The organism is Autumnicola edwardsiae, assembly GCF_031846505.1.
Taxonomy (GTDB): domain Bacteria; phylum Bacteroidota; class Bacteroidia; order Flavobacteriales; family Flavobacteriaceae; genus Autumnicola; species Autumnicola edwardsiae.
In genome coordinates, this window is record NZ_JAVRHP010000240.1 from 1 (window position 1) to 1,366 (window position 1,366).

The window sequence follows — 1,366 nt, forward strand, 5'->3', positions numbered from 1 at the left end:
AAGCACAGTTCGCTGTTGATGGCCAGGGCATCAAAATGGTTTTCGCCAATATTGACGCTTTTCTTATCAAGTAAAATATCGGTGTCGTAGCCTTCATTGAAGCCATTAAAGTATGCACTTGTTAGTTGCCGAATATCTTCCGCTTTAAGCGAAACAAAATCCATCTTTCGGCTGTTATTGATAAAAGAAACTGAATCACTTACCGAGTTCGTGAAGCTCTTGATATTATCATCCAGTTCCTGTACGATTCCTTTTGAAACTTTCCTGAAGGGATTGACATATTTCGGATTATTGAGTGCCTTGTTTTTGGTCAAGATGAAGAACAAATAACAGTTGTGCTCAATATGCCCACGACCTTTAAAATGCTCGTGAGTAGCCTTTTCCAGAAAGGTTGAATTCGGAAGTTGTTCTGAAGTATATGATTTCTTGAGGTAGATATCCTGCTTGTGAACCACAGTACCAACTGGCAATGATTTCAAAGCCTGAAACCAAGCACCGTGCATATCCTCAAAATCCTTTTCAGAAAGAGAGTATATTTCCGGTAGATTCCCTTTATAGCATAGGACAACGTTACCATTGTTGGCAAATACGATATTGTCTTGAATATCTGCGATGGGTTGATATGCTGAAATGTTAATCTTGTTCATAATCAAAGCCTGAGGTTTTTTTGTTACTCAATATTTTTGGGAAAGCATTTGTCATTTGAAAAATTTGTGGATTGTGTGTAATCCATGTCAGCACCACAAATAAGGAAGTATTGAGTACCAATACTCCTATTATGATCGCAAAGCTGAAAGAGAAAATGATGATGAGCAACGAAGCCAAAATGGAAACCATCATCAAGGCAAACAGGGAAATGGACAGTCCAAAAATGACAGCCCGTTTCCGAATGTTTTTATAGACTTCGAACCGCTTCATCTTTAAACTACGATTCCTATTAAGTATGTGAAGATGCCGACTACTGCACCTGCAATTAGTACAAAGACCAGTATTCTTGTTATCCCTTTTTTGAGGTCCGCATTTTCGCCGAAGAAATGTCCAGCATTAAATAGGAAGCCAACCAAGAAGATAACACCCAATAAAATCGGAAAGATAGTCCTGATGGTATCGCCAACATCGTTAACGGAATTTTCTATGCCACCAATTTGAGCAAAAAGGGAAGTGGATAAGAGCGAAAGAATGGACGCTAAATAGTGTGATTTTTTCATAACGGAAAAATTTAGATTTTAAGTTCATTTTTCATTATTAGAATTTACATATATTTAATTGTAAATAACTGAAAATCAAATAAATGTGAATAAAATATTCTTTGGTATTGTTTGAATTTCATTGTTATTATTTGACATCAAATTCTATGAAGTTTGAT

General features: G+C 36.2%; 2 protein-coding genes and 1 pseudogene. 1 reads left to right on the forward strand and 2 read right to left on the reverse strand.

The window, feature by feature from the left end; translation table 11 throughout:
* Positions 1–647 (reverse strand): annotated as a pseudogene (locus tag RM529_RS17365) (TraG family conjugative transposon ATPase); the annotation flags it as partial.
* Between the two features lie 110 nt (positions 648–757).
* On the opposite strand from RM529_RS17365, the gene RM529_RS17370 reads away from it, so the two are divergent.
* Complete coding sequence (locus RM529_RS17370; RefSeq protein WP_311486001.1) at positions 758–901, forward strand: hypothetical protein; 144 nt, start codon at positions 758–760, stop codon at positions 899–901.
* Positions 902–920: 19 nt separating this feature from the next.
* On the opposite strand, the gene RM529_RS17375 is transcribed toward RM529_RS17370, so the two are convergent.
* Entirely contained in the window at positions 921–1,208 is a 288-nt protein-coding gene (locus RM529_RS17375; protein WP_026914603.1) for a hypothetical protein, read from the reverse strand.
* Between the last annotated feature and the right edge of the window lie 158 nt (positions 1,209–1,366).